Source organism: Pedobacter sp. SL55, assembly GCF_026625705.1.
Lineage (GTDB): Bacteria > Bacteroidota > Bacteroidia > Sphingobacteriales > Sphingobacteriaceae > Pedobacter.
On record NZ_CP113059.1, the window covers coordinates 3,942,475 to 3,963,202 of the forward strand.

The 20,728-nt window shown below is 37.9% G+C and carries 17 protein-coding genes and 1 pseudogene; 5 read left to right on the forward strand and 13 right to left on the reverse strand.

Annotation, left to right across the window (positions count from 1 at the left end; genetic code table 11):
* Positions 1-11: 11 nt before the first annotated feature.
* The 4 genes from OVA16_RS17590 to OVA16_RS17605 form a co-directional block, all read right to left on the reverse strand.
* On the reverse strand, positions 12-2,033 hold the full coding sequence (locus OVA16_RS17590; RefSeq protein WP_267762157.1) for a tetratricopeptide repeat-containing sensor histidine kinase: 2,022 nt from the start codon (positions 2,031-2,033) through the stop codon (positions 12-14).
* Between the two features lie 69 nt (positions 2,034-2,102).
* Positions 2,103-2,561, reverse strand: coding sequence for a deoxycytidylate deaminase (locus tag OVA16_RS17595; RefSeq protein WP_138728305.1), 459 nt, complete (start codon positions 2,559-2,561; stop codon positions 2,103-2,105).
* 93 nt (positions 2,562-2,654) lie between these two features.
* Positions 2,655-3,956: a sugar MFS transporter gene (locus tag OVA16_RS17600; RefSeq protein WP_267762161.1), complete on the reverse strand. Its 1,302-nt coding sequence runs from the start codon at positions 3,954-3,956 to the stop codon at positions 2,655-2,657.
* 155 nt (positions 3,957-4,111) lie between these two features.
* The gene (locus tag OVA16_RS17605) at positions 4,112-5,542 is read right to left on the reverse strand and encodes a sugar MFS transporter (protein ID WP_267762162.1); all 1,431 of its coding nucleotides are present in this window, start codon (positions 5,540-5,542) and stop codon (positions 4,112-4,114) included.
* Between the two features lie 209 nt (positions 5,543-5,751).
* On the opposite strand from OVA16_RS17605, the gene OVA16_RS17610 reads away from it, so the two are divergent.
* Positions 5,752-6,630 (forward strand): LysE family translocator, encoded by an 879-nt coding sequence (locus OVA16_RS17610; protein ID WP_267762164.1) that lies wholly within the window; start codon positions 5,752-5,754, stop codon positions 6,628-6,630.
* Position 6,631: 1 nt separating this feature from the next.
* On the opposite strand, the gene OVA16_RS17615 is transcribed toward OVA16_RS17610, so the two are convergent.
* The 4 genes from OVA16_RS17615 to OVA16_RS17630 all read right to left on the reverse strand — a co-directional run bounded on the left by OVA16_RS17615 (position 6,632) and on the right by OVA16_RS17630 (position 11,911).
* Complete coding sequence (locus OVA16_RS17615) at positions 6,632-7,663, reverse strand: FAD:protein FMN transferase (protein ID WP_267762166.1); 1,032 nt, start codon at positions 7,661-7,663, stop codon at positions 6,632-6,634.
* 56 nt (positions 7,664-7,719) lie between these two features.
* The gene (locus OVA16_RS17620; protein WP_267762167.1) at positions 7,720-9,798 is read right to left on the reverse strand and encodes a PepSY domain-containing protein; all 2,079 of its coding nucleotides are present in this window, start codon (positions 9,796-9,798) and stop codon (positions 7,720-7,722) included.
* A gap of 126 nt (positions 9,799-9,924) precedes the next feature.
* Complete coding sequence (locus OVA16_RS17625; RefSeq protein WP_267762168.1) at positions 9,925-10,407, reverse strand: DUF2271 domain-containing protein; 483 nt, start codon at positions 10,405-10,407, stop codon at positions 9,925-9,927.
* A gap of 1 nt (position 10,408) precedes the next feature.
* Complete coding sequence (locus tag OVA16_RS17630) at positions 10,409-11,911, reverse strand: ankyrin repeat domain-containing protein (protein ID WP_267762169.1); 1,503 nt, start codon at positions 11,909-11,911, stop codon at positions 10,409-10,411.
* A 360-nt stretch (positions 11,912-12,271) separates the two neighbouring features.
* Here OVA16_RS17630 and OVA16_RS17635 point away from each other — a divergent pair, with 360 nt between their 5' ends.
* On the forward strand, positions 12,272-12,454 hold the full coding sequence (locus tag OVA16_RS17635; protein ID WP_267762170.1) for a hypothetical protein: 183 nt from the start codon (positions 12,272-12,274) through the stop codon (positions 12,452-12,454).
* Positions 12,455-12,981: 527 nt separating this feature from the next.
* Here OVA16_RS17635 and OVA16_RS17640 read toward each other — a convergent pair.
* Both OVA16_RS17640 and OVA16_RS17645 read right to left on the reverse strand, forming a co-directional pair.
* Positions 12,982-13,941: a hypothetical protein gene (locus OVA16_RS17640; protein ID WP_267762172.1), complete on the reverse strand. Its 960-nt coding sequence runs from the start codon at positions 13,939-13,941 to the stop codon at positions 12,982-12,984.
* Between the two features lie 2 nt (positions 13,942-13,943).
* Positions 13,944-14,168, reverse strand: coding sequence for a hypothetical protein (locus tag OVA16_RS17645; protein WP_267762173.1), 225 nt, complete (start codon positions 14,166-14,168; stop codon positions 13,944-13,946).
* A gap of 82 nt (positions 14,169-14,250) precedes the next feature.
* On the opposite strand from OVA16_RS17645, the gene OVA16_RS17650 reads away from it, so the two are divergent.
* Both OVA16_RS17650 and OVA16_RS17655 read left to right on the forward strand, forming a co-directional pair.
* The gene (locus OVA16_RS17650) at positions 14,251-14,862 is read left to right on the forward strand and encodes a DUF5677 domain-containing protein (protein ID WP_267762174.1); all 612 of its coding nucleotides are present in this window, start codon (positions 14,251-14,253) and stop codon (positions 14,860-14,862) included.
* Positions 14,807-15,885, forward strand: a protein-coding gene (locus tag OVA16_RS17655; protein ID WP_267759787.1) for an IS3 family transposase whose coding sequence is annotated in 2 segments (ribosomal slippage) — positions 14,807-15,068 and positions 15,068-15,885 — 1,080 coding nt in all. Because the reading frame shifts where the segments join, the coding sequence is not laid out codon by codon here. The genes OVA16_RS17650 and OVA16_RS17655 overlap by 56 nt, the downstream gene beginning before the upstream one ends.
* A gap of 46 nt (positions 15,886-15,931) precedes the next feature.
* On the opposite strand, the pseudogene OVA16_RS17660 reads toward OVA16_RS17655, so the two are convergent.
* The 3 genes and pseudogenes from OVA16_RS17660 to OVA16_RS17670 all read right to left on the reverse strand — a co-directional run.
* Positions 15,932-17,401: pseudogene (locus OVA16_RS17660) on the reverse strand (YWFCY domain-containing protein); the annotation flags it as partial.
* A gap of 12 nt (positions 17,402-17,413) precedes the next feature.
* Complete coding sequence (locus OVA16_RS17665; RefSeq protein ID WP_267765428.1) at positions 17,414-18,280, reverse strand: DUF5712 family protein; 867 nt, start codon at positions 18,278-18,280, stop codon at positions 17,414-17,416.
* A gap of 59 nt (positions 18,281-18,339) precedes the next feature.
* The gene (locus OVA16_RS17670; protein ID WP_267762176.1) at positions 18,340-18,858 is read right to left on the reverse strand and encodes a BfmA/BtgA family mobilization protein; all 519 of its coding nucleotides are present in this window, start codon (positions 18,856-18,858) and stop codon (positions 18,340-18,342) included.
* A gap of 497 nt (positions 18,859-19,355) precedes the next feature.
* On the opposite strand from OVA16_RS17670, the gene OVA16_RS17675 reads away from it, so the two are divergent.
* Positions 19,356-20,576: a hypothetical protein gene (locus OVA16_RS17675; RefSeq protein ID WP_267762178.1), complete on the forward strand. Its 1,221-nt coding sequence runs from the start codon at positions 19,356-19,358 to the stop codon at positions 20,574-20,576.
* Positions 20,577-20,728 lie beyond the last annotated feature (152 nt).

Consider the following 20,728-nt stretch of genomic DNA (forward strand, 5'->3'; position numbering starts at 1 on the left):
TTCATATAAGATTAAACGCTATATAAAGGCAAAGTAAAACAAAAAATGGTACCGCCGCCCAGATTGCCTTCGTACCAAATTTTACCGCCATGAGCATCAACAATTTGCTTACAGATAGACAGCCCAAGCCCATAAGATTTTTCGCCCTTGGTACCAAAACGTTTAGATGAGGTAAACAGCTGGAAAATATCGTTCCCATATTCCTTAGGGATGCCAATACCGTTATCAATTATTTTAAACAACACATTTTCAGGTTGCTTCTCTATTACAACTTTTATTTCTTGCCCAGCTTGGCTAAACTTAATGGCATTGTTAATCAAATTACTAATTACTCTTGATATTTTTTGCGCATAAATATCAGCCTCTAACTTGGCTACAGCTGTTTCAAATTTTATGTTTTGTTGTTTTTCCTCAGCCCTGTAGCTTAATAAAGCAATCGCATTTTTCACAATTTCAATCACATCAGCTTTAGTTACCTTAACCTCAAAATCTACACCCTGCTTATTTTCTGCGGCTTCAATTATATCGTCTATTAAGGTTAAGGCATTGTTGCAAGCGCCATCAATCAACGTAAGTTTATCCTTAATCAACCCTTGTTCATCATCCAAGATCATCAACTTTGTTAAACTAGAAATACCAACTATGGGGTTTCTTAAATCGTGGGCTACAGCTCTCAAAATGGTATCTTTTTCTTTATCGCTAACACTTAACTTGTTTAATGCTTCTTCCAGTTTGTTCTTTTGCAGCAAAATTTCATTATTAAGGTTCGTTAACTCCCTAATATTCTTTTTTGATTTTCGCAAATAGATATAGATAAGCACCACGATAGAAATAGCCATTGCGATAAAAACCATAGTGATGTAAAGGTAGCGCTGCTGAATTTCGGCCTCTCTTTTTAAGGAGTTAATTTCGCTCTCGTTGCTTAAATTTCTAAAACGCTCGTCTACACTGGTAGATTTTAGCTTATCGGTTTCCTTTTGTAAAGAATCAGAAAGTGAGGCGTAGCGTTCTAAATGATGTAGCGCTAATCTAGGCTCGCCAACTGCGTCTAAATGCTTCGAACTGAGCAGATGGTAAGTGCGTTTAAAATCTAACACATTAAGCTTTTCACTATCTTTTTTTAAAATTTGCAAATAATTTCCGGCTTTGGCAAGCTGCTCTGTTTCCAAATAAACTTTAATTAGTTTTATTTTTGCGGTAACCACATCTACACTATCATAACCGGGAAGATCGTTAATGGCTATACTTTTTTTAAGGAAAGTTTCGGCCTTGTCAAATTGCTTTTTACGCAACATCTCCCCTCCAATATTACCATACACTACTCCTCTGGCCGATAAATAGTATTTTTTCCTCTCTGGCAATGTATCGTTAGCTACAATATATTTTAACGCCTTCTGATAATAAATGATGGCACTATCAATTTTATTGGTTCGCGAATAACATAACGCGATGTTGTTAAGCAGCTCCTGTTGTCTAAAAACTTCAGAAAAACTGGTGCTGCATTGTTTCACTTCATCTAGTGTAATTTTAAAGTAACTGTTGGCATCATTATACTTACCTTGCTTGTACAAAATCATGGCAATGCGATAATTGTAATTACTACTCTTACACTTATCATCAATAACTGGCATCAGTTTCTTGCCTAGAAAATAATTTCGGTAGGCCTCTTCGTAAGCTTTTAGCCTAAATAAAGCATCGCCCTTAAAATAGTAGGCACTAGCTAGTTCATCTATGTAGTTTTTTGCACTTTTTGTACGTTCTACAGTATAAATCATGCTATCGGCATAAAGCAACGATTGTTGGTAATTGTTCTTGTAGAAATAATAAAAGTATAAGCTGTGGTAAATTTTGTATTTAGATTGGGGCGGCAAGCTCTTATCGTGGTTTAGCAAATATTGTAGCTTTTGTACGGCCTGTTCTTTATTTACCGTATCGTTATAAACCCAAGAGGTTTTATCGATTACCGAATCTATTAAACTAACAGAATTTTTAGGTGTGTCTGTAGTGCAAGACAACAAAACAGTACAACACATAAAAAATGAGAAACTTACGTAAATTATCTTCTTTTTAAGCGGCATTTTACAGCCCCTAAAATAGCAATTTTAATTACCATTTAAAAGTGTAGTTTTTACCCCAAACCTATTCAAGAAATCTACCCCTTCATCGCTGGCTAAACCTTTATAAGCAGCGTACGAATCGCGGTAAAAAACCTCTCTTATTCCCGAAGATAGGATTAACCTAGCACAGGCTATACATGGAGATAAAGTGGTATATAAGGTAGCGCCTTCTATTTTCGATCCATTTTTTACAGCGTAGAGAATGGCATTTTCTTCGGCATGTAAAGCCAGCGAACAACTTCCTTTACTATCTCTAGCGCAACCTGTTTCTGGCCATTCTTCGTCGCAATTGTGCGTACCTGGAGGCGGCCCGTTATAACCTATAGAAATGATACGGGTATCTTTAGTTAGCACAGCACCTACATGAGCCCTCACACAGTGCGAACGGCTAGCCAAATCTGATGCCAGGTTCATATAAATCTCGTTAAACGTCTTTTTTGCCATCGATATGAAATAAAAAAAGCTCTCCGATTAACAACCGAAGAGCTTTCAAAGCTAATACTTTTTACGGTAAGCTATCAAATTTCTTTTGGAAATTTAGTTTACACCAGTACCCGCCTTATGGCCTTTTATGGCGAAGAAAATAATGTACAAATACGCTGGTAGCATGGTGTATAAAAATGCGTGCTGAAAATCGATTTGCAAGCTATCTTTTAAAAAACCGTAAATTGGTAAAACTAAAGCACCACCAGCAATACCCATAATCATAATTGCCGAACCTGTTTTGGTAAACTTACCTAAACCTTTAATGCCCAAAGGGAAAATGGCAGGCCACATCAGCGAGTTCGCTAAACCTAATAAAGCAACCGAATAATAAGAAACGTAGCCAGAAGTAAACGCCGAAACAATGGTAAGCGTTACACCACTTAGGGCACAAATACGTAATGCCATTTGTTGCGATACAAATTTAGGAATGGCTACAATGCCAACCACATAGCCTACCAGCATACAAATGAGGGTAAACGAAGTTGAAAAACGAACCAGATTAGGGGCGATATTTAGTTCACGTCCATAGGTGGCGATACCATCTCCAGCCATTACTTCGGCAGCAACACAGCAGAAAATGGCAAAGGCACCCAAAAATAAGTGTGGATATTGAAAAACGCTGGTTTTTGTCGCCGTTTTAACCTCTGTTAACGCACCTGTATCTTCAACTGCATCTTCTTCTTCCTTAACTTCGGGCAAATTGATGAATTTGATAAATATGGCAAACAACACGAAAATTACCGCTAAGGCAATGTACGGTGTATGTACTCGCTGTAAAAGCTCGTCTAAAATTGCATTTTTAGCATTGATATCGGTAGTGGCATTAATTTTAGCGGTGGTTTCTTCTGCGTTTTTCAAGAATAAAATCCCGAAGATGATAGGCACCAACACACCAGCACCTTTATTACACAACCCAGCAATAGAAATACGTGCCGCCGCACTATCTATAGGGCCAATAATACTTAGATATGGGTTTACCGCCGTTTGCAATAAAGCCATTGCCGAACCTTGGATAAAAATACCGGTTAAAAACAATTCGAAACTTCTGTTATCTGCCGCCGGAATAAAGACCAAAGAACCTACACCCAACACCACCATGCCTAATACCAAACCATTTTTAAAGCCAATTTTGTTTAAAATCCACGAACTGGGTAAGGCTAAGAAAAAATAAGCAATATAAGAGGCAAAGGTTACGAAAAATGCCTGTAAATCTGTTTCTAGATTAAGTGCCAGTTTTAAAAATGGAATTAAAGTACCGTTGGCCCAGGTTACAAAGCCGAAAATAAAAAACAAAGCGCAGCAAATTACCATAGGCAATAAGGCAGTTCTGTTTTGAGGTTGTGTTGAGGTCATGTTTGTTTTTGGTTTTTAAATATCTGGCTAACATAAGTAAAAAGCAGCATATTTTAAATTATTTTAAAAACTTAAACGGTGTAAAACCTGATTTACGGCACAAAAAAAAGCGCCCCGATTAAAAATCGGGGCGCTTTTTGCTATAATAATAAATATTAATGTCCGCCTGATAACTTTTTATCGAAACTGATGCCTTGAGCTTTTAGTACAGAACTTGCTTTTAATGCGTAAAATACTAGGTAACCAAAACATAAAATACCAATAATATAGCTATACTGTATTCCAATTGCTTCGGCTAGCAAACCTTGCAACGGACTAATAATAGCACCACCCATAATCATCATAATCAAATAGCTACTACCTTGACTGGTATTTTTACCTAAACCGCTAACTGCCAATGTAAAGATACAAGGCCATAACGTGCTACAGAATAATCCTACGCTGGTAAGAGCATAAACACTTACCATACCAGACGTAAACATACCTATTAATATAGCCAAAATACCAATTAAAGAAAATATGAGTAGCATGTTAGCCGGATTACCTTTGCTCATCATATCTGCTAAAATTAAAACTAAAATGATTAAACCATAAACGTAAAAAGGAGCTAAATCATGACCAAAAAATGCATTAACAGCTAAGAAAATGCCAAATGCCAAATACGGAGCTACGAACCTTAATACTTTTTGTGATTTTACGTTATCCGTAAAAGCTTCAACTGCGCCAGTCCATCGGCCAATCATCATACTCGCCCAATATAAAGAGATATACGGAGCAACTTGACTAGTAGTAAAACCTAAATTTTTAATCATATACTCTGGCAAATTACTTGCCGTAGATACCTCTACGCCTACATAGACAAAGATGGCTATCATACCTAGTACAAGCTGAGGATATTTGAGTGCAGAAGATCTACTTCCAACACTATCTTTCTCCTCTTCTGCTATTGCAGGCTTATCTGGCAATGGCGAAAATTTAAGGAATATAGCAACAATAAGAAAGGCGGCTCCTAAAACCAAATAGGGTACTTTCACACTCTGTATATCTAAGGTATTTGTAGCGTGGACTGCTGATCCGAAAATAGCTAAATTTACAATCAACGGGCCAATTGTAGTACCTAAGTTATTAATACCACCAGCCAATGTTAATCGCTGAGAACCTGTCTTTATTGGGCCTAAAGCAATTGCCAAAGGATTTGCAACGGTTTGCTGTAGAGAGAAACCTAAAGCGACTATAAAAAGCCCAGAAAGCATTAATGGAAACGAGCCTAGATTGGCTGCTGGATAAAATAACAGCGTACCAACGGCTGAAATACCTAGACCTAATGCTAAACTATTTTTGTAGCCAATTTTATTGATTAAATCTGTTTTCATTGCCGCAGAAATTCCAATATAAATTAATGAGCCTACTGTATAAGCGATGTAAAAGGCAAAAGAAACTAGTTGACTTTCAAATTGCGAAAGCGTAAATGCTTCTTTGAAAACTGGAATAAGGATATCGTTACTTGCTGCTACGAAGCCCCAAAAGAAAAACACAGTTGCCAAAGGGATAAACTGTGCCCAGTTGGTCTTTGAATTTTGTTCCATATTTGGTTAAATATTTAAGGTTTGAAAATTTGCAATAAACATAGTTAATTTTTACGAAACCTATAGTGTACTTTTTACACTTTGACGTTACAATACCTATTGCCAGCTTTTTACGTTTCATTAGCCAAGTAGCCAATTGTAAAAACTGAACAAAAATTGAGGTTTTAAAGCTGAAAATCGCATATTAGCAGAAATTACAAAGGCAACACATGTTTGAAGCTATCATTTTGGGTATTGGAGCGGGATTGATTTCATCATTTTTGACAGGCCCTGTTTTTTTTGCCATGATTAAAACCAGTATAGAAAGGGGCTTTAAAGCTGGATTTTCTTTAGCTGCTGGTGTAATTGTAAGCGATTTGATTTTAATTACCATTGTACTATTTGGTTCGCATTTTTTTGAATATAAGCGAGATTTCGATAAATATGTGGGGATTATAGGTGGAATTTTTATTGTTGGCGTGGGGTTATATTACCTTTTTTCTAACGTAAAAATTAATTATACTGAAGGCGATCACATTAAAATAAGTAAACGGGGTTACGTGCTCAAAGGCTTTTTAATGTGTATTCTTACCCCTTCTACCTTAATGTTTTGGGTTGTAGTAAGTGGCATTATTTCGGTTAAACTGGCTACTTTACCAGAAAAAATTCTTTGCTTTTTAATTGCCATGGCTACTCAATTAGCTATAGATGCCTTAAAAACCTATTATGCCAGTAAGCTGCGCTACCGTATCAAAGAAAACACTTTAAAAAAACTCAATAAGATTGCTGGACTTGTCATTATAGGTTTCGCTGTTTGGCTTATTATAAAAACTTACTTTCAGTACTTATCAATAAAACAAGTGCTCCATGCTTTTGTTATTCTTTATCAAGACGATAAACTTATGGAACCTTTTGAAATCAATTTAGCAGGACAAGTGTTAACAATACAACCACGTTTAGATGGTGCTTATGACGTTTTTGAAGGCAGCGAAAAGGTAGGCACAACCTCTGCTGTTTCCGAAAATGGCCAAACCAGCTGGACTTCAGAAGAGTTATCTACAGATTACGCTAAACAAATAGGCGAATTGATAGACGAACATCAGCTTTAATTTACTTCAGTTTTCTCTTTAGTTTACCCTTAAAGTTCGCCGATTTCACAACTTCTCCATCGTCCGTTACCATTACGCAGCTATATTCTGGAAACTTACCTAGCAACTCCAATCCTTTTTCTTGTCCAAGTACCATTATCGACGTACTTAAACCATTGGCTATTTCGGCGCTGGGACCAATTACGGTAGCACTAATTAAGCCCGTAGCGGGATAACCAGTAACAGGATTAATGATATGAGCATACCGCTTTCCATCAAATTCTACATATTTCTCGTAACTACCAGATGTTGTAACCGCCTCTCTATTTAAAGAAATTACGGCCAGGTATTTTTCTTGATCAAAAGGATTGGTAATGCCCACATTCCAGGCCTTCCCTTTTGCGGGTTTGCCCCAAGTGGTTAAATCTCCAGAAGCATTTACAATACCCCCTTTAATGCCTTTGGCTTCCATTAACTCTCTACCTTTATCTGCCGCATAGCCTTTGCCCGTTGCGCCGAAACCTATTTTCATACCTAATAATTTGAGGAAAATTGTAGAATTCAAACTGTCTAGTATGATATTTTGATAACCTACTTTAGCAACAGATTTTTTAATTTCTTCTGGCGTAGGCATTTGCTTCATCGAGCCGTCGAATTTCCAGATTTTATCCATAGCAGCATAGCTGATATCGAAAGCACCATTTGTTATTTTTGAAAAATAAAGCGAGCGTTGGGTAAGTTCAAACACCTCTCTATCAACTTTTACGGGTTTAATACCTGCGTTACGGTTCACTTCCGAAATTTGAGAATTTACTTTCCAATCTGAAATTAGCTCTTCTATTCGGTTCATTTCGGCTATTACTTCATCAATATGTATTTCGGCCTGCAACGAATCTGTTGCCACAACAGTAATATCAAAACGACTGCCCATTAAAGTAATTGGACGTTGGCGCTGGATTTGGGCGAATGATTGGAAGGAAAATGCAATAAAAAGAATAAAAGAAAGAGATTGCTTCGTCGTTCCTTCTCGCAATGACGCACTTAGGAACGTCATTGCGAGTTTACGAAGCAATCTTGCAACGCTATATATTTCGGAAATCTTCAACTTCTTCAATAACAATCTGTTAGCAACTGATTTTTTTCTTTATAAAACGAGAGTGCGTTGCCATTTATTTCCAAACAAATTTCGTCTAGTACTTTTTCTACATCTTGCTGCATTAGCAAAGAGCCGCAAATCATAACTACTCCCCCATTACTTAATAATTTGGCCAGTTGCTCGCCATCTTTACGAATCAAATCCATTACGTAACAATGGTTCTGCTCACGTGAAAAAGCAATTTGATAACTCTTTAATTTTTGATTTTGTAGCTGTTGGTCTAAAAACGCTTTATGCTGCTTAATTAATGAGGTTTCTTTACGAAAACCGATATACAGATGATGATCTGCATGCTTAGCATTTTGCGAAATCATCCCTAAAAAAGGTGCAATACCGGTTCCATTGCCAATCATTGCAACCGCTTTATTTTTAGGCAGATGAAAAGAGGTGTTAGCTACCATACGGGCTTTAAACACATCGCCAACTTGTAGTTTATTCAAATACTCGGAACCCAAGCCTTGCTCATGTAGCTTAACCACCAATTGTACATTTCCATTGCATTTAGCCACAGAGTACAGGCGTTCGCGGTTATCATTTGCCGGGTAAATGGCCAACAAATCTCCCGAAGTGAATTTGGTTCTGGCCGGCGTACGGATAGTGAGCAGAAATGTTTGTTCTTCTTGGTTAACCTCGGTCCTATCTAGCACCATCATTTTTTGTAAACCTTTTGGTTTTTTAGCATACAAAGCAGGTGTAGTAGCCAATTCAACTCCTGCATTTTGGCTCCAATTTTTTACCCAAGCAACAAATTCTGTAGCAGATTTATCATTCACTGTGTGCAAATCTATTAATGGCTTAGCCCAAGTTTGTGCAATTAACGTTTGATTTACCTGCTTGGCAAATTCGCAAAAATCTGGATAGGCATGCGAGCCAAAACCAACCACAGAAAAGTGGATTTGATGTTTTTGGGGATACCTATCAATAAGCTGTAAAAATTTATTGCCATTAGCTGGCGGATCTCCCAAACCGTAGGTAGATGTAAAAACAATAAACTGTTTAGCCTTTGGAAAAACATGGTATTGATTAAGCTGAGTAAGGAAAGAAACTTTTCCCTGAGCATTTAATTGCTCGTGAATGGCATTGGCAAAACGTAGCGTACTTCCATTTTCTGTACCCACCAACAAAATATATTCGGCATCGGTAGTTTTGTGTTTATTCTTAATTTTAGTTGCTCTTCTTTTAAGGGTAATTGCAAAACCAGAATAGATAAAGAATAGAATGTTTAAACAAGCAATACCTAAAATAATTGCCCAAATAATGTTGGTTCGCCCGGTATGTAAATCTAAACTCAGGTTTTCTAACAATAAAGTGCTCGGATATTTTACTTCACTTAATACTTCTCCGTTAAACTGATTAACAATTAACTCGCGGTCTTTCAGTTTAAGGTTATAATATTCTTCGGGATCTTCGGCAAAAGGAAACGCTATCTTTTTAACATCGGCCAGCTTTGTGTTTTTAAACAATGTAAAATCAGCGATTTTCTTTTGAACAAGGTCTTCATTTGAGGCCACAATTTCCTTATGTTCGGCTTTATGTTCTGCAAAGAGCTGAAACCTTGCCATAGAAAGATAAGTTCCGGTTAGGGCAATAATTAGAACCGGAATTAATATCAGCCTGCCTGTAATTACGTGATAGTATTGAGCGAAGTATTCTTTAATTAACTTGGTAAAAAACCCTCTCATTCCGCGTTGGCGTTGGATAACCAAAGCCAAACCAGAAATAGCGATTAACAACAATAGGAACGAAATTACCCCAATAACTGCACGCCCAGTTTCTTTCAAAAATAAAGACCGATGCAAAGCGATATTCCACTGTACAAAAGCACTTTTTTCTTCGGGTTTACCTAAAATTTTTGCCGTATTCGGATCTATGTAAGCATCAACTTCGTTGCCCTCACTATCAAATCCGTTTAGGCGAACAAAACCATTGTGATCTACCTCAACCTCACTAATTTCAGAAAATTTCTCTTTTAAAACAGGAACAGTTTGGGCAAGTGTAAGCTGATCGAAATTAGCGACACGATAAGGGGGCATTTTCTCTTGCACGGCATCTATAGCAAGTATGGCACCTAGTAACCGATGCCATTACTAGAAAAACCGATGAAATTAATGCCAATGCCAAATGGGCATAACGCCAAATGGATAAAGTCATTTTGTAGGTTAGGGTTGTACTTTGCTAAATCTAATGTATTTGATATAGCCTTTGCCATCGGTTTTTCCTGCAAGCGTGCTGCTGGTTAACGGAATTTCTACATCATCTAAGTAATATTTTTGATCTTCTACCGAAGATTCGAAACGTAATTTGTAGCCCTTGTTTACCAAAACATCATCAATATCTAGGTTAATCATTGTTCTATCGCCACCGCCAATAGATGCACCTGTTTTGGCGTCTAATTTTTGATTTTTACCAAAGATTTTAAACCACTCTTTAAAGCCATTGTACCATTTTTTGTCTTTACCCATCATGTACAACGTCTTTTCGTAATTACCTTTCGGATTAATCAAGGAAACTACAATATAGGCTTCTTCGCCATTATAGGCATTCATTTGCAACATACATTTGTATTTTGATGTTTGTGCCAAAACTTGCGACGAAACACTAATTAGTAAGCCTAAGGCAAATATTTTAAGGAAAGATTTCATTTTAGTTTTTAAGGAAGTTTACGGAAATATTCTTTTTCGATAAAAATTCGTTTTCGGCAGCCAAGTCGTAAGCAGTTTCATCGAATTCTGTTTTCATTGTTTTATCGGCACCTAAACTAAGTAAATACTTCAAAATTTCATCATCTTTTGAAATTAAAGCCGCTTTATGTAGTGCCGTCAAACCTTCCTTGTTTTTAGCGTTGACGTCAATTTTAAGTCCGCCCAGTTTTTGTAGCAAAGCTAAATCGCCTTTGGTTAAGGCTGCATGGTATAAAGTGCTACCATCTTTTTGAGGCGCCTCTACATTTAAGCCACTCGCCTTCAGGATATTCAATTTCTCGATAAATTCGTCTTTGTCTCCTTGAACTCTCGCACCGTAGGGGCCACCCATTGGTCGGTAATTTTGCACTAAGTGATAGGCTAAATTATGCCCAGCTTGGTCTTCGACTTTTACATTTGCTCCTTTATCTATCAAAAACGCAACTATTTCTGGCGAGCCAGATGCTACAGCTTGCATTAATGCGGTTTCTCCAGCTTCGTTTACTGTATTGATATTTTTTACCTTGGCACACAACCATTGTACTACCGCTAAGTTTTTACCCGAAGCAGCGTTCATTAAAGGAGTAACACCATCCGCATCGGCTTGGTTCACATCTACCCCTTTTTCCAAAAAATATTTGATGATTTCTTCCTGATTTGGCTTGCGCACAATGCTATGCAATACATTACCGCTTTTGCTAGCAAATTTTGGATCGAGTTTAAGTTCTTCTACCAAATATTGGTAAGCTTCTAAAGATGCTGCAGTTCCTCTTCCGCCCTGCGACATAAAAATTAAGGCGCCATTAGTTGGTTTTACACCTTTTGCTAATAAACTTTTAAGTACCTGCACATTACCTCCTTTTGCAGCATAATCAAATGCGGTATTGCCATCATTATCTACATCTTTTAACGAAAGCCCCTTAGCAACAAGGTAATTGGCAATGGTTAAGTCGGTATCATTTGCTATTCCCAACAATAGCAAGTTTGCGCCATTTTTATACATCTTTTTAAGATCGATACCGCCCTTTACAAAAGCATCGTACACAGCTACATTTTTTTGTCCGCCCGATACCGCAAAAACAATTGGTTCACTCCCGTGACTATCTTGAGCTTGCATATCTGCACCTTTTGAGATCAGGTACTGTACCAATTCTGCATTACCCCTTAATGCTGCCCAATGTAAATAGATGCGACTATCGTGGGTAATTTTACCTACTCCATTTCCAGCTTGCGCTACTAAAAACTTAATAGTTTCTGTTGGCGCATTATTGTTAATTGCTAATGTGGTGGCATCAAACGCTCTTGTATCTAACTGCGAAGCATTGTTGCCATTTGCTATTTCTGTTTTTACCGCTTCTATGCTTGGACTTCGCTTCCAAAAATCTGCTTGTAATAATGTGTTTTTATTTTGTGCCTTTGCAGCTAGTGCAAAAAATAAAGAGGCAACGAGTACTACTTTCTTCATTTCAATAATATACGTTAATGAGTATGCAGCAAAATTACTTATTTAGACTAAATCTACATAGCGAAATAGTTATTTTTTCTTTTTACGTCATTTTCTCTTCCTAAAAAATCATGCTAGCGCTAATTAAGTTTTCTGTTTAACTTAGAAAGTTTGGGGTTTTTCTTTGCTTTTTTAATCTGCTGCTCTCACTATTACCAATGCCTTTTAATCATATAAAAGCTTCGAAGGGGAGAAATAGCTACTACTATTTCTATTATCATTGCTCTTCAAAATGCGGTTATAGGCCTAAATCAACAACACGGAGTTTAATGTTTTCTTAAGGAATACAGATTGAATATAAAGACAGTAAAACTTTTCAAAATGGTTATTTTGGACGAATACGTGAACGATACCTTGGAGAACAAGGAATATAAAACTTATCTGGCCAAACAGCTTACGGAAAACAACAATAAGCTTACACGGGCAACAGAACTATTGTTAGGGGATATTGACGGAAACGATTATAAAACCTTAAAACAGATTCCGATAATAAGGTACAGGTAATAAATCTTCGATTAACGGCAATTAAAGAGAAATTTAGTGTTAAAATTAATATTCAAGCTATGGCTATTAATGTGATTAAAACACTATGTAGTCTTCCGAAGCTTTATCAAACAGCCACAATTGAGGACAAAAGATACCTAGTAGAGACATTTTTTTTCGGAAAAATAATTTATGACAAAGATGGGTATCGAAACATAGAACTCAACAGCATCGCAGCCATAACCTATCTGAAAAACAAAGAATTACAATGGCATAAAAAAAGGGGGAAATCTTAATTTTAAGACTTATCCCCCGTTACGGGTCAGTGGCGGTGCGTAATTCGAACCATTTTGTGGACGAATTGATTGAAATAGGCGGATTTTCTAAAATCCTAGATTAACAATCCACTAACAGTAACCTTTGATCCATTTTATTAGGGAAGAATTTTAAAGTTTTATTTTTCCACCACTATTTAGCCCTTATTTTCTGCTATGGAAAGATTGCATTTGGCAGCGCCCCGACATTATACTAATCTATGAAGTTAAAAATCAAACCTCAGCGACAGTTGAAGTGAGTTCCTCACTGCTTATAGTCAGCTTTTTTATGGTGCCAGTTTTACTCGCTGATAAAGCTAGATTTAGATCAATAGTGATGAGATAAAAAATCTTGTCCCTGAACTTTATCCGCTGTGGCCAAGTATTATCCTTTTCAGTTCCAGTAAATTCGATTTTGGCATGGTCAAAGTTGAAGATTACCAAATAACCAAGATTTTTGTGATAATCATCTGCATATTTAACAACTTGTGCAAAACCGCCTTTTATCCTTGCTGCTCCATAATTTTTTTCTTTATCGATGATCTTTATTTCCAATACTAAAGGATCTTCTGTATGCAACATGCTGACTACGTCAGCTCTTCCAGATGCCGATAGCGGAGTTGAGAATGGATATTCGATTCCTTGGTCAAAAAGAAATAACCGCAGATCTTCCTCTAATTTGTTTTCGCCATTCGATGAGTTTGAACGAAATATATCATTCAGCTTTTGTTTAAAGAACCATTCCGAACGTAATTTGTAACGTTCCAGCAGATATAAAACTGAACTCGTTTCATCTAATTTATCTCCAAGATAATTAACTATTGGATCAACAATTGCCTCCACAAACTGTTGGACGCGCTCCATATTTTTAGGTCCGTCACTGAATTCCCAAAGAAGTGCGTTAGCGTTATATTTAGGTTTGGCAGTTTGAAATATGATAAGATGGTATTTGAATACAGCTTCTTCTTCTTCACAGTCAAAAGACCATCTTTCGAAATTATCTCCATCGACCTCATTGAGGGTTTCCTGATTAGGTACGAAGCGGCTTGTAGTCAGTAATGTACTCAGCGCCAAATTATCTTTAATCTTATCAAAAAAATATTTATTGGAATTACCAAATTGGTCAAAACTAGATTTAATGAGACGATTTCTCCATTCTTTTAGATTAACACGCAGATTATGATTGTAATACATAGTTATTTAAACATTTTTTTAATGGCTATTTCCAAGCTTTTTAGGGCTTCGTTGGCCTGATTGATTTCTGTATGGAAACTTGCGTTGTTGTCAATCAGTTTAATCGATTTTTTACAGTTGTGACAATAGCAGATTTCTTCCAACCTGATATCTCGCAACATTACTTCGAAACTGAAATTGCAAGCTGGGCAATTTATAGGCATCCAGCTATTTAGCAAGTTTATCATGTTGCAATTTATAAACTAAATTAACTGAAGTGTATTCAAATTTTCCACATTCAAGCTATTTACCTTTGTTCTTCATAGCTTTATGGAAAACATTAATATGAAAGTAAGTGACTTAATCATAGAAGGGCTTGATCGGATCATACATGAATCTCTGGAAAGTGTCAGGGTAGACATGAAAATTCCGAAAAAAAAATTTCAGGAGTTTCTGGATCTCGAAGATGGGAAGGCTTTTGACACCCTTTACGATGCTGTAGCAGAACACCTGATTGACCGAGACTTTAAAAACCAATATTTACAGCAGTGGAGACAAATGACACGGAGCACCCAGGCCAAAATCATTTCTGCGCACAAAAAGCCATTTTTGTATTTCTTTGCCTACATTCATATCTGCTTTCAAATCTATGATCGCATCAGACTGGCACTTGACGGCCAGGTCATGGACAAAAAGACAACCCTGCACCTTTGCCTGTACGGTAACTTGTGCAGGATGGCAGATGAAATTGGAATTCTGCTATCCCATGGATATACTTCAGCAGCATTGACACTTTGGAGGACTTTCTATGAGCATAGTGTTGTATGCTTCCCCGAAATTGGTCCGATTAAAAATAGAAAAAAGACACTATTTTTAATTAACAATTATGAAAACAACACAATTTACAGAGGCACAGATTGTTTCAATATTGAGACAGCATGAAAAAGGCGTTAAGGTAACAGATATTGCCAGAGCAAACGGCATATCAGAGAAGACCTTCTATCGATGGCGAAGCAAATATGGCGGGATGGAAATTAACGATCTCAAACGCCTAAAGGAACTTGAGGCAGAAAACTCCAAGCTGAAACGGATGTATACCGATCTGGCACTTTTGAACGATGCGCTAAAGGATCTGATTGAAAAAAAGCTTTAGCGCCTTGCGATAAAAAAGAAGCTGTTACTTTTCTGCTTGTCGAACATCAGATCAGTAAGCGCAAGGCTTGTGATAGCATTAAAATCTCAAGAAGCAGCTTCAGTTACTTGGCCCGCATAAAGCAGGATGACAAGTACATTGAACTATTAAATGGTTTGACAGAAAAGCACGTAAGCATAGGTTTTTGGCAATGCTACCATCGGATAAGAAAGTCAGGGGAAATGATCAACCATAAAAAACTCTACAGGATTTACACCGCACTAAAACTGAACATAAGAAGAAGGGCTAAAAAAAGATTGCCAGCAAGGGTAAAACAGGCTTTGTTCCAGCCCGGCAAAATCAACGAGGTCTGGAGCATAGATTTTATGAGTGACAGCTTATGGGATGGCAGAAAAATAAGGTTATTGAACGTGATTGATGATTTTAACAGGGAAGTTTTAACGATAGAAACAGACACATCGCTGCCAACATTACGGGTAATAAGGAGTTTGGAAGAAATCGCCCAGCAAAGGGGTTATCCCAAAATGATAAGGGTTGACAACGGGCCAGAATTTATTAGTGCAAAACTGGATATTTGGAGCAAGGAAAATAAGATCCAACTTGTGTTCATTCAGCCTGGTGAGCCCACGCAAAATGCTTATATCGAAAGGTTAAACGGAACTTTCAGAAGGGATATATTAAATGCCTACGTATTTAAATCAATTCAGGAAGTAAGAACAATAAGTGAAGAATGGATGAATGACTATAACTATAGTAGGCCACATAGAGCACTCAAAAATAAAACACCAATAGAATACAAATTATGCCAATAAATTCTATTTTTGATTGGTACGAAATTTAGGGAAGCACACAGGTAGACTGCACCGCAATGGTCGTAGAAACCTTATTACTCCTTGCCGTAGCGATCAGACTGTCCATATTGTTAAAGAATATAGTCGGAAATTCATCGAAGATCAGGCTACTTTTTAACTGGCCTTTCCTATTCACTAGCTTGATCACCCTAGAAATGTAAAGCGACAATACCGCTCCATAGACCTGCAACTTCTGCGGGTTATTGCCCACGCAAATGATCTTGGGCTCCTTTGGATTGCTCAGGTCAAGGGTAAAATCATTACCGCTGAGTACATAATACAATTGTGGCGAAGACAACCTTGCCAGTCCGATCTTGGCCGAGGCAATCTGTCCCTCCAATTGTGGCATCGCCTTCCGCTGCAAGGCGGATATAAAGGGATTGATGAGCGGAATGATCTCTTCCTCTTCCTTCAGTATGGCGAACAAAGGGTCATAATCAAACTGGATCAGCTCGATCAGGTGTGGCAGCGTACAGTATTTTCCTTCCTTATATTTTCTCAGGTACCAGATGACGGCCGTCACAAAGTTGACCGCACTCTCTACAAAGAAATCGCCCTGTTTTTTGATCCAGTCCCTGTTCAGTCCGAGCATGATCGTTCTCGAGGCTTCCGCCGCATCGGTAATATCTTCCATGCCCTCTGGCGATAAGGGGTTACAACGGTGCTTTGGATTTTCAAGGTCGATGGCATAGAACTTTGGCCTTACCTTATAGTTCCTGTGATATTTCAATAGCTTGTTATAGGCGATCTTGGACAGGTCATCGAACTTGAAATCATAGATGAACATTGAAAAACCTTTTTTGATATGCTGGTCGATGATGTGCCGGATCACAAAATAGGTCTTACCTGCGCCCGGCGTTCCTGCCACCAGAATTCCCCTAAAGGGATTGATCACATTTATCCAACTGTTCCTGACCTTGTTCCTCAATCGATATTTAGCAGGCAAGTTGATGGAGTATTCATTCTCCAACAACCGCTCCTCTTGCGGAAAGGTTTCGTTCTCCGAATTGAATACATCCTTGCTCAGACCGTTATTGATCAACCTAGACAACATCGCACCACCCGTGAGGATGAGCAGGTATCCAATAGAGGTTATTGCCATATATAATACAGCTACAATCTGTGCAGGTGCGTATAGATAAAAACACAATGTACTAATGAAATACAATAGCAGTCCCGTCAGCAGGTAGGCAACAATGGCATTCTTTTGTATTTTTTCATCCTTTCTGCCCTTTACGGCAACAAGGGAGATAATGAGCATGAGCAGGGCCGATAGTTTGGGTATCATTATCCCTCGGAACAATCCCGTTCTTGCAATATTGGCAATCAGCCTGTCGGTGATTTCCGCTGTCCATCCCCAAGCCTTGAAAGCCTGGTAGCAGCATAGGTAAAAATGGATGGCCAGTAAGAATATACTGATCAGCCTCGTAAAATCGGTTATCTTTCTAAGTCCCTGAATATCCTCTCCGGTGTTCATATTAATATTTTTTTACATACTTAATCCCTGTTCGTTCTCCCTGTTTTTCCTGCGCTTTTTCCTTTTTTTCAGTCCGGTGCCCAATGGCTCGGCATCCTGTTTTTCCAGTAACAATCCGAGGTAATTGGTGGGTTCAGGTGGTGGAAGGTAGCTGTGCTGGCTTTCCTGTTTTGGTTCTTCAAGCTTTTGCTTTGGAGTAGATTTAATGGCAGATGCCCGCAAGTCCAGCCTTTCCCTTAGCCCCTTTGCGCTCGCATTGGCGTGATTGAAGGTTTCGCTGATCGGCCGCTGGAAATCAAATTGCTGATCGAACACCCTTTCACCAGAATTCTTAAAAGCCACCCTGTCAAACTGGCCCAGTTTCTTGGAGTGTTCCGCATTCTTGCCCCTAGATTTGTTCATTGGACTTAGCCTGATTTTATTGGCGATGTCCTTTCGGCTCACGATCACCTGAACGTGCATCTGCTCGCCAGGTTTTACCGTTCCACGCATGACCTGCCCACTTTTCACTTCTTTGTCCTTATGGGAGTAATAGCGGTGGTTTTCCAGTTTGCCGAACCACAACAGATCAGCATTGGATTGGATAGCATCTTTTTTGAAATTCCTGGCATATTCATCCATGATCTTTACGGCATATTCGCTTAACTTTTCCCTAGCCCCATCTTCTCCATAAAGTTCCTTTAAGTGGGCAATCTCCTTTTGGCTGGGGCTGATGTTGACCAGAAAGAATTTGGCATCATCTCTGCACAATTTGGCTATGTTATGATCGATCTTGTTCTTGACCTCATAGGACTGGACAGTTTTACTGTTCCCATTGAACCAAAGTGTGGGTTCTTCGGATTTGAAAAGCCTGTTCTCCTTATCAAGGTAATGTACCAGCGTACCCTGCTTCCCCTATTGTTTCCCATTTCGCTATCTGTGATGTTGATGTACATGGCTTACAGGTTTTTGATCTGGTTGCGAACGGTATCTACCAATTCCTCTTTTTCCCTTGTTTTGAAAGTGCCCAGTTCCTCACGGCTTTTGATATAGTAGTTTAGGATCTGCAGGAACAAGGCCTTAAGTTTGTCTTTGTCCTGTAAGGATTTGGTTATTAGGTTTTCGGTAGTGTTCAGGTTTTTGATGATAGTTTTGTTGGCGTTGATGACCTGCTCGTTAAAGTATTTGACGATTTCCTTTTGGTTTGTGATCATCCTGTCCATGCTTTCCTTCATGGGGATGAGCAATAGGTTTTCCTGTGCCTTAATGAAACTGGTGTAGGCTTTATGGTTTTTGGCCAAGGTGTTTTTCATCAGTTCATCGTTGATATCCGAAGGGTCTTTTTTGGTACGGTAGAAATATTCCACCATCTTGACGAACAGCTCACGTTTGGTCAGTCCTAGGGACAAGGCCACTTTTGCGAACTTGAGATCGAGCTGTGCGGGGTATTTTACCGTGTTTACATTTTCCTGTTCCATGTGTGGTTATTTGCTTTCGGAATTCAGAAGGGAATTCTGTTTTTGTGGTTTGATGCCTTTGCTAAAGGCCAAAGAATTCCCGGAGAATTCTTGAAACCACGTAGCAGTAGCGTGGGGACAGAAAGTAAGGCTCTGCCTAACTTCCGCTTGCTCCTTTTTTTCTAAGGAAAAAGGACACTGCAAGAAGGCCGAAGCAGTGCGGATAAACAATGGAATTGTGGGTGGTTGTGCTGTACTTTTCATATTTGAAATTGAATAACAGCAAATTTGGAAAAAAGTAATGGGGTCAGTTGGGTCGGAATGGAATATACCAACGCTTTTAGCAAGAAACTACATTAACTAAAATTTGAATTATTTAAAATAATAGCAAGTTGAACTATCAGATTGAAAACAAAACTATTGTGGGAAACTCTTATGACAGTATTTAAATTTATTATGATAAATTTGAAGCTAACCAAAAAACTAATAATGCTTTCAAATCCAATGAGAATAAGCCAATGTCCAATATAGAATATCAAGAAATACATTTTAACTCTATTGAAAACCTAATCGCTTCTGACATTATTTTACTAGTCACTGCTACCGATTTAGAAACTAGGGAACTACACAAGCAGATTACACCGCTAAATGGTTTTGACAAAATTCTACAGGTTTACAATGAAAGTTTAACATTTTATTTAGGGAATTTCGGAAAATATAAAATTGCTCATATTCAATGTGGAATGGGTTCCATTTCTAGAGAGAGTTCTATAATTACTGTTTCTGGAATACTCCATATTATTAAAGCTGGTGCTGTAATAATGCCAGGTATAGCTTTTGGCATTAATGATAAAAAACAAAAGATTGGTGACGTTTTAGTAGCTGAAGCTATTCAGCCATATAACAACAAACGAGTTAGTAGTGATTCCGAAGTGCAAAGAGCCTATGCTATGCCATCTAACAAAACACTACTAAATCGTTTAAAAAACATAAAAAATTGGAAATTTTCGGTAAGCGATAATTCCATTTCCGAAGTGAGTTATTGTCTTGTGCTATCTGGAGAAGAACTAATAGATAATAAGCAATATAGAGATGAGCTAGTTTCTAAATATAATACTGCATTAGGTGGAGAAATGGAAGGAGCTGGGGTTTATGCTGCCTGTGATGGCAGGTCACCGTGCATTTTAGTTAAAGGTATTTGTGATTTCGCAGATGGTAATAAGGGTGAAGACAAGGAAGCACGTCAAACTATTGCTGTCCAAGCAGCAATAGGTCTTATCTCGCAATTATTTAATTCGGATAGTGCTTTTTCGGAATTTGGTGTCAAGCCTATTGGTTCAGACGCTAAAAATAAAAATTTACTTCCTACATCATCATTTAAGGAAGTTTTGTTTGATGTTTATGATAATTCAAAGGAGGATTATTACATTGAACGCTATATTGATAAAGAATTTCAAAATAACATTCTTCATTTGGGAGCTTGGGTTTATGGAATTTCAGGGTCAGGAAAGTCTACATTGATTTCTCGAAACTTGTCGACAATTGGCATTGATTATATTCAGATAAATTTAGCATTATGTTTCGGGCAGGATGTTGAGGCTATGTTTTACGAAATCTATGTCGAACTTGTAACAAAGCTGGAAAACTCTTCAACTGTAGAAAAATTTGAGACTTTAATTTTGACACTTAAGCGGATATCAAGTGTTTTAAAAAGAACTTTTCCAACAAGAAATATGTAGTATTTATTGAAGAGATCCCTCTTGATGATCAAGGACACAAGGAATTCGCCAAAGCTATATATTCTTTATTAATTGCGAATACATCTCACACCGGCCTGGAAGGTATCCGGTTTGTTTTATCATCGATCGATGATCCAACATCGAGTATCCAG

Bases quoted from the DNA above. Each gene is read 5' to 3' on its own strand.
- OVA16_RS17590 (WP_267762157.1), bottom strand. From the start codon at position 2,033: ATGTGTTGTACTGTTTTGTTGTCTTGCACTACAGACACACCTAAAAAT.
- OVA16_RS17595 (WP_138728305.1), bottom strand. From the start codon at position 2,561: ATGGCAAAAAAGACGTTTAACGAGATTTATATGAACCTGGCATCAGAT.
- OVA16_RS17600 (WP_267762161.1), bottom strand. From the start codon at position 3,956: ATGACCTCAACACAACCTCAAAACAGAACTGCCTTATTGCCTATGGTA.
- OVA16_RS17605 (WP_267762162.1), bottom strand. From the start codon at position 5,542: ATGGAACAAAATTCAAAGACCAACTGGGCACAGTTTATCCCTTTGGCA.
- OVA16_RS17610 (WP_267762164.1), top strand. From the start codon at position 5,752: ATGTTTGAAGCTATCATTTTGGGTATTGGAGCGGGATTGATTTCATCA.
- OVA16_RS17615 (WP_267762166.1), bottom strand. From the start codon at position 7,663: ATGACGTTCCTAAGTGCGTCATTGCGAGAAGGAACGACGAAGCAATCT.
- OVA16_RS17620 (WP_267762167.1), bottom strand. From the start codon at position 9,798: ATGCCCCCTTATCGTGTCGCTAATTTCGATCAGCTTACACTTGCCCAA.
- OVA16_RS17625 (WP_267762168.1), bottom strand. From the start codon at position 10,407: ATGAAATCTTTCCTTAAAATATTTGCCTTAGGCTTACTAATTAGTGTT.
- OVA16_RS17630 (WP_267762169.1), bottom strand. From the start codon at position 11,911: ATGAAGAAAGTAGTACTCGTTGCCTCTTTATTTTTTGCACTAGCTGCA.
- OVA16_RS17635 (WP_267762170.1), top strand. From the start codon at position 12,272: ATGGTTATTTTGGACGAATACGTGAACGATACCTTGGAGAACAAGGAA.
- OVA16_RS17640 (WP_267762172.1), bottom strand. From the start codon at position 13,941: ATGTATTACAATCATAATCTGCGTGTTAATCTAAAAGAATGGAGAAAT.
- OVA16_RS17645 (WP_267762173.1), bottom strand. From the start codon at position 14,168: ATGATAAACTTGCTAAATAGCTGGATGCCTATAAATTGCCCAGCTTGC.
- OVA16_RS17650 (WP_267762174.1), top strand. From the start codon at position 14,251: ATGGAAAACATTAATATGAAAGTAAGTGACTTAATCATAGAAGGGCTT.
- OVA16_RS17670 (WP_267762176.1), bottom strand. From the start codon at position 18,858: ATGGAACAGGAAAATGTAAACACGGTAAAATACCCCGCACAGCTCGAT.
- OVA16_RS17675 (WP_267762178.1), top strand. From the start codon at position 19,356: ATGTCCAATATAGAATATCAAGAAATACATTTTAACTCTATTGAAAAC.